Below are 6,405 nucleotides of genomic sequence, written 5' to 3' on the forward strand. Positions count from 1 at the left end.
TTGATAGGTAATAAGTATTCAACATTATTGACAAAGTGGTTAGGGAGTTAACATGAGGTTTTTTGCTTTAGATTCACTATATCAGCGTTAGAAATTAGTTCCATAACAAATTGAAAACAAAAATATTTATTTTTGAATTTATGGGGAATATGTAGAAAACATAGAATAAGACCTGTTCTTGTATAGGAAAATTGCTCTTTATTATTTATAAATTGATAAATATCATTTTTTAAAATATTAAAAATTTTATTTGGTACATATATTTGAATACGCATATTTTCATAAATTTTTGTTTCTTGATTTTTATAGTTGTCTTCTTCAATTGCAAAGTCTTTATAGTTAAAGCTATAAAAAACCTTTTCATCTAAAGATATTGAAACATGATTATATCCTCCATGACATATAGTTGTTACTAATTTACTTAAAAAATTTGAATATTTAATTAGTAATAACATTATTTTTTATATAATAGTTCTTTATATGAATCTTGGATTATTGTATGATAATAATATTTATAGATTGTTTTAAATGTGTTTAAAAAATATTAATAATTTTAAACGATTAATAAACTATAACTAGAATAATCAAATACTTTTTTATGTTTTACACCAGTTTTAGGTTTTTTATCAAGATGATTTGAGCAATTATTATAAGATTTAAAATTTTATATTTACTTAATATTAGTTATCACAGTATTCGTGTATAACGATATTCTGCTTTTTGTTTGACTTATAATGAAGGGTGGAAAATGGAAATAAACAATTTAACTGATAAGTTTTCTGATTTAATATTTTAAAGAATATTTTATATTATGCTGTTCTAGGTAGATTAGAAAATGTTACTATTTAGCAAAATTCAAATGATATAAGAGCTTTAGAAAGGCATTTTTTAATATTGAGAAAAATTAAAGTATTTGTTCGCAGGTAATACACTTACAAGGTTACAAAAAAGGCTAAAATATAGATAAATGAAGCAATTCGCTGTTTGTGGGGTGTTAATTTTACGGAAAAGTCTGTTACATTTGTCTTGAAAGGAGTGAAAATGTAATGTATGGATACTAAAAAAATAGGAGCATTTATTGCATTAAAACGTAAAGCTAAAGGACTTACGCAAGAACAGCTTGGTGAAAGGTTAGGAGTTAGTAATAAAACGATTTCTCGTTGGGAAAATGGAAATTATATGCCTGATCTTTCTCTATTAGAGCCATTGAGCCGGGAACTTGATATTACTTTAAATGAATTACTTGCTGGAGAAGCAATCGAAGCAGCTGGGGCAGTTGAATATTCAGAGAAAAATATAATCAGTACATTAGATTATAGTGCTGAAAAAATCAAGAATGAACATAAAAAGATTTCTGTTTTTATTATGGTGATGGGAATATGTTTATGTTTTTGTGCTTTTGTTATTAGCTCACCAGAAAGCAGCTGGAGTTCAATTTATTCAATTATTGGTCTTGTACTATTTATTACAGGTGTTTTTAGAGAATTGAAAGTAACAACGATCCGAAAAAAACTGTTGATTAGTGTTTGCTTATTCCTATTAATATTATCTGCTTTTTTTGTAATAGATTTTATTGGTGTCAGTACATCAAAAAGGCCACCGATTTATAGATATTTAGCAGAAACAACATTTGTGAAAAACAAAGTGATTTTATACAAAAATCCTTTTTATCATGTATATCAAATCAATGCTGATACGCCTAATGAATACTTTGTGATCGACACCAAAAAAGAATATACGATTGATACTGTTATGATCAGTCCTTTTAATAGAGAAAAAAGTGGTATAGACAATATTATTAAATATCAAAGTAAATATATTGGTGATAACAGCAATACTGAGGGATTAATTGAAAATTTGCCTCTTTCTGAATATGGATATGTATTTGAAATCAATTCACAAGATTGCAGGTTGACGATCGATTATCATTTTACCGATTGGTATGGAAATGATAATTTGTATGTGGAAAAGAGCATGATTTATAATGCAGCTTCTATCTTTGCTTTAATAGAAAATGTTCAGTATATCAATTTCAATTTTAGTGGAAGCGCTTATTGTATTACAAGGAATATTTTTGAACAAAATTATCCTAATTGGAAAAAAGTGCTTCAAAGAGCACAGATTGATAAAAATAATTTTAACCAATATGTTGAGATGAAAATGAATGATACAATATTTGTAGAAGATATCTTTGATATTTTTGAAAAAACTAGATAGCATAGTTTGTAAAGGGGGCAAAATGATGTGTTTTAAGAAGATCAAGTATAGTTAGTTTAATACTACAACTAAATATGTGAATGTCCTAGCTTGTATAAACATTATGTTTTTGGTACTAGATCATATTTTGCTGTATAGTAGTAAGAGATGAATTACTATCTCAATGGTATTAAAGTTAATAAAGTTTGTAAATATGTGATATTTTAATATTTATAGATAAAGAAAAAAGATTATAGTTTGTATGTGATTTTTATAAAAAGCTTTTTGAATATGATTTAATTTCAACAAAAACTGAGGTATAATAAAAAGCAGAAAGAAGGATTAGAATGAATTATAAACAAGAAGCATTAAATTTACATAAAAAATTAGGTGGTAAATTAGAAATCAAATCACGTGTGACACTAAAGAACAAAGATGATCTAGCATTGGCGTATACTCCTGGTGTAGCACAACCCTGCTTAGAAATCAAAAAAGATATTAGCAAAAGTTTTACATTAACACGTCGCTGGAATACAGTTGCTGTTATTACAGATGGTAGTGCAGTATTAGGATTAGGCGATATTGGTCCTGAAGCTGGGATGCCGGTTATGGAAGGAAAATGTATTTTATTTAAAGAATTTGGTGATGTTGACGCTTTTCCATTATGTATTAGAAGTAAAAATGTAGATGAAATTGTTAAAACTATCGCTTTATTATCAGGAAGCTTTGGGGGAATAAATTTGGAAGATATCAGTGCCCCACGGTGTTTTGAAATAGAAAATCGATTAAAAGAACTTTGTGATATTCCGGTATTTCATGATGATCAACATGGTACAGCAATTGTTGTTAGTGCTGCATTAATAAATGCCTTAAAACTAACAGGTAAGAAAATAGAAGAAATAAAAGTAGTTCAAAATGGTCCGGGTGCTGCAGGTACTGCAATTATTAAAATGTTACAGGCCTTAGGTGTTAAAGATATTATTGCTGTTGATGAACATGGTATTTTATCTTTAGGAAGAGAAGCTGGATTAGAAGGTCAAAAAGAAGAATTAGCTAAGCTAACTAATCCTCGTAAAATTAAAGGTGGTTTAAAAGAAGCCTTAGTAGATGCAGATGTTTTTATTGGAACGAGTGTTGCTAATTGTCTTCAAAGTGAGATGATTAAAACAATGAATTCAAAACCTATTATTTTTGCACTAGCAAATCCTGTTCCTGAAATTTTGCCTGAAAAAGCTAAAGAAGCGGGAGCTATGATTGTCTGCACAGGGCGCAGTGATTATCCTAACCAGGTTAATAATGTATTAGTTTTCCCAGGGGTGTTTAGAGGTGCCTTGGATGTTCAAGCGTCACAAATTACAGAACATATGAAAATTGCAGCAGCTTATGCGATTGCTGAAATATTAGATGAAAAAGAATTATCGGCTGATAATGTTTTACCATCAATTTTTGATTCTCGAGTTAAAAAGGCAGTAAGTGAAGCTGTAAAAAAGGCTGCGGTTGAAGATGGTGTAAATCGTATTTAGGGGGAAAATTATATTAAGGAATTATATTATGTTTTAATGAAAAATAAGTTAGGCAATGTTAAAAAATGTAAAACCTTGATCAAACATGGAATGATTAAAGTAAATGATGAGATTATTACTAATACTAAGTATTTAATAAAGAAAGATGATAAAATAATTTATAATAATCTCATGTTAAAAGCACAGCCTTTTAGTTACTATATGATGAATAAACCGACTGGATATATTTGTGCTAATCGAGATATTAAAGAAAAATGTGTTATTGACTTAATTGATAATAAAGAATGTTATTGTTTGGGGAGGTTAGATAAAGATACAACAGGTTTGCTGGTTATAACCGATGATCCAACTCTTTCAAAAAAATTACTTTTGCCACAAAATCATAGCGAAAAAAAATATTTAGTAAAAACTAAAGAAATACTAAATAATAATTTAATTGAACTCTTTAAAAGTGGAATTATAATTGATCAAGATATTAAATGTTTGCCTGCAAAATTAGAAATCATAGATGATCACCATTGTTTTGTAACAATTAATGAAGGAAAATATCATCAGATAAAAAAGATGTTTTTATCTTGTAATAATCAAGTAATCAGTCTAAAAAGGATTGCATTTGCAGGGATAAAATTAGATGAAGATTTAAATTATGGTGAGTATCGAAATTTAACAGATAAAGAATTGAAATTACTTGTTTAAAATGAATATTATAATTAAACTGACTAAAAAATATAGTCAGTTTTTAATATAAGAGATATTGTGTAAACTTTATTTTTATTACTTAGATTATATTGATAAAATTAAGATTATTTATATTTTTTATGGTATAATTATTTCCTAAAGAAAGGAATGATAAGTATGGGAATCTATTTAAATCCAACAAATCAGAATTTTTATGAAGCGATTAATAAAGAAATATATGTTGACAAATCTTTATTGATTGAAAGAATTGAGCATTTGAAAGAAAAAGTGAATAAATATCTTTGTATATCACGACCAAGAAGATTTGGAAAGAGTACCGATGCCAATATGTTAGTAGCTTATTATTCCAAAGGCTGTGATTCATCACAGATATTCAATGATTTAAAAATCAGTCAAACAGAGTTATATCAAAAGCATTTGAATAGACATAATGTCGTCTATTTAAATATGCAAAAATTCTTAAGCATGACACCAACAATAAAAGATATGCTTGAATTATTAAGTGAGGAAGTCATAGAAGAATTGGAAGAATGCTTTAAAGTCAAAAAGAGTAGAAATATTTTATCGCTGTACTTATCAAAAGTATATAGTCGTACAAACGAACAGTTTATATTCATTATTGATGAATGGGACTGTATCTTTAGAGAATACAAAAATGATAAAGAAGTCCAAAATCAATATTTGGATTTTTTAAGAAATCTATTGAAAGATGAACCCTATGTAGAACTTGCCTATATGACGGGGATCTTGCCAATCAAGAAATATGGAACTCATAGTGCTTTGAATATGTTTGATGAAATCTCGATGATTGATTCAGAGCCGTTGCCAGAATATATGGGATTTACAGAAAAAGAAGTTGAAAAACTATGTCATCAGTATAATATCAGTTATGAAGAAATGAAAGAATGGTATGATGGTTATCATTTGACAGATATGATATCAACATTTTCACCAAGATCAGTAGTAGCATCGATTACAAGGAAAAAGTTTGGGAATTATTGGACATCAACGGAGACATATGAAGCCTTAAGAGTGTATATCGATATGAATTATGACGGCTTAAGAGATGATGTTGTCAAATTATTGGCAGGAGAAGAAGTATATTTGAATACAGACAAGTTTCAAAATGATATGACGACGTTCAAATCAAAAGATGATGTTTTAACACTGCTGATCCATCTAGGTTATCTAGGATATAACAGTTCTGATCAGACATGTTATATCCCTAATAAGGAAGTAACAAGTTCGTTTATAGCATCGATTGAAGATTCATCATGGAATGAAACGACGAAAGCGTTATTAAACAGCAGAGCCTTATTAGAAGCGACATGGAATAGAGAAGAAGAATTAGTAGCCAAGTATATCGAAGAAGCGCATTTGGATACAGCGATACTAACATATAATAATGAAAATGCGTTATCCTATACGATTTCGATTGCGTATATATATGCCAGAAATCATTATACGATAATAAGAGAGATGCCAAGCGGTAAAGGATATGCAGATATGGTGTTTATACCTAAAGATGATAAACCAGCGATGATAGTAGAGTTAAAATGGGATCAGGAAGCCAAGACAGCTATCAATCAGATCAAAGAGAAGAAATATTATTATGAATTAGAGAAATATTTAGATGATCTATTATTAGTAGGAATCAGTTATGATAAGAAGACTAAAAAACATAGCTGTATAATTGAAAGATATAGATAAAGGAGGTGAAAAAAATGGGGATATATTTAAATCCAGGAAATTATGGTTTTAAAGAAGCAGTCAACAGTGAAATCTATGTAGACAAATCATTACTGATAGAATATACCAACAGGATAATCAATACGAATATGAAAAACATCTGTGTATCGAGACCAAGAAGATTTGGAAAGAGTACTGATGCTAGGATGATAGCAGCATATTATGATCAAAGCTGTGATTCATCGAAACTGTTCAAAGAGCTGAAGATAGCCAAGAGTGAGGGATATCAAAAGCATTT

At 28.6% G+C, this 6,405-nt stretch carries 6 protein-coding genes; 5 read left to right on the forward strand and 1 reads right to left on the reverse strand.

Annotated elements, in window-relative coordinates:
• Positions 1 to 47 precede the first annotated feature (47 nt).
• The gene (locus BR82_RS0106595) at positions 48 to 455 is read right to left on the reverse strand and encodes a hypothetical protein (RefSeq protein WP_027089545.1); all 408 of its coding nucleotides are present in this window, start codon (positions 453 to 455) and stop codon (positions 48 to 50) included.
• A gap of 595 nt (positions 456 to 1,050) precedes the next feature.
• Between BR82_RS0106595 and BR82_RS16325 the strand changes: the two genes are divergently transcribed.
• The 5 genes from BR82_RS16325 to BR82_RS0106620 all read left to right on the forward strand — a co-directional run.
• Positions 1,051 to 2,217, forward strand: a complete 1,167-nt coding sequence (locus tag BR82_RS16325) for a helix-turn-helix domain-containing protein (RefSeq protein ID WP_051592771.1) — start codon at positions 1,051 to 1,053, stop codon at positions 2,215 to 2,217.
• A gap of 326 nt (positions 2,218 to 2,543) precedes the next feature.
• Positions 2,544 to 3,719: an NAD(P)-dependent malic enzyme gene (locus tag BR82_RS0106605; RefSeq protein WP_027089546.1), complete on the forward strand. Its 1,176-nt coding sequence runs from the start codon at positions 2,544 to 2,546 to the stop codon at positions 3,717 to 3,719.
• Between the two features lie 36 nt (positions 3,720 to 3,755).
• On the forward strand, positions 3,756 to 4,415 hold the full coding sequence (locus tag BR82_RS0106610; protein ID WP_027089547.1) for a 16S rRNA pseudouridine(516) synthase: 660 nt from the start codon (positions 3,756 to 3,758) through the stop codon (positions 4,413 to 4,415).
• 159 nt (positions 4,416 to 4,574) lie between these two features.
• On the forward strand, positions 4,575 to 6,128 hold the full coding sequence (locus tag BR82_RS0106615) for an AAA family ATPase (RefSeq protein WP_027089548.1): 1,554 nt from the start codon (positions 4,575 to 4,577) through the stop codon (positions 6,126 to 6,128).
• A 14-nt stretch (positions 6,129 to 6,142) separates the two neighbouring features.
• Positions 6,143 to 6,405 (forward strand): AAA family ATPase (locus BR82_RS0106620; RefSeq protein WP_027089549.1); only part of this gene is annotated, 263 nt, incomplete at its 3' end.

Origin of the sequence: Thomasclavelia saccharogumia DSM 17460 (genome assembly GCF_000686665.1) — a bacterium.
Taxonomy (GTDB): domain Bacteria; phylum Bacillota_I; class Bacilli_A; order Erysipelotrichales; family Coprobacillaceae; genus Thomasclavelia; species Thomasclavelia saccharogumia.